We start from the raw sequence: 1,172 nt of genomic DNA on the forward strand, positions 1-1,172 counted from the left end.
CTGGGCGTTTTCGAAGGTGACCATTGGGGTGTTCTCCGGAACGCTGCGGGCCAGGCCAAACGCGACCGTGTGGGCGGTGTCCGGGATCCGGTGCAGCCGCGGGGCTTCCTCGGCGAGCATGGCCGCGGGTTTCCTCCGCGTCGTCCGGTGCTCACGGTGATTGACTTCGTCCATGAACGCCGTGCAGGCGGCCTCGAGCTCGGCGAAGGTGCGGTAGTCATCGCGGAGGTTGGTGTCTTTGGGCACGAGGTCAGCCTTGGCGAGTTTCACGGACGCTTCCACCCCGCCTTTGGTGGCCGGGTCCGCAGGCTGGCAGGTCAGCACGGTCACCCCGTAGTGCCGGGCGAAGTCCAAGGTCTGCTGGTTCCGCACCGGGACCCCGGCAACATGGGAGGTGGTCACGGTCTTCTCGTTGTCCGTCAGGACATACGTCGGCGCCCCGCCGAGGATCCGGAAGCACCGGTCCAGGGCCGCGAACACGCTCGGCGCCGTCCTGTCCTTGAGCGGGATCACGATGCGGAAGCGTGAGAACGCCAGCCACGCCACGAACAGGATGGTCTTCACCCCGCCGATCCGGGGCCCGTCGCCGAAGTCGTACTGCAACCACATCCCAGGTTCTGTGATCCACGGCCTGTGCACGCGGGTATGGCCCAGCCGCCACGCGGCCTTGACCTGCGCGATCGCCCGGCGGGTGGAGCGCTCCGAACCCGCATAGCCCAGAGCGAGGAGCTTCTCGTGGGCCTTGTCGGCACGAATCCGGCCCTTGGAGGCTTCCACCCATTCTTCGATCTTGGGCAGGAAAGCGTCAGTGACCCGGCCCCGGGCCATCGGTTCCCCGATCGGCCTGCCGGCATCCCGGGCGCTCACGTGTTTGGCAACAGTGTGGTGCGAGCAGCCCGTGAGCTCCGCGGTGGCGCGCAAGGATCCGGTCAGATCGTAGGCAGCAAGAATTTCCATGATTTCTCCGTCAGACTTCATACAGGGCCTCTTCCTGGTTCGCTTGGTGCGCTTAGACACCGTCATCAAACCCCAGGGAGAGGCTCCCACCGCTTAAGGCGCGGTCGGTTCAGCAAGGAAGTGGGCAGATCTCATGGCCACCATCGGGCAGTTTTACTGGCCGTCAGGGGGCACTTTCGTGGCCGCCTATGGGCAGTTTTTCATGGCCGCTAACA

The 1,172-nt window shown here is 65.4% G+C and carries 1 protein-coding gene; it reads right to left on the reverse strand.

Annotation, left to right across the window (positions count from 1 at the left end):
* A partial coding sequence (gene istA / locus HTS88_RS21950; RefSeq protein WP_246256566.1) for an IS21 family transposase occupies positions 1 to 978 on the reverse strand: 978 nt, incomplete at its 3' end.
* Between the last annotated feature and the right edge of the window lie 194 nt (positions 979 to 1,172).

Source organism: Pseudarthrobacter oxydans, assembly GCF_013314975.1.
In the GTDB taxonomy this organism is placed as follows: Bacteria; Actinomycetota; Actinomycetes; order Actinomycetales; family Micrococcaceae; genus Arthrobacter; species Arthrobacter oxydans.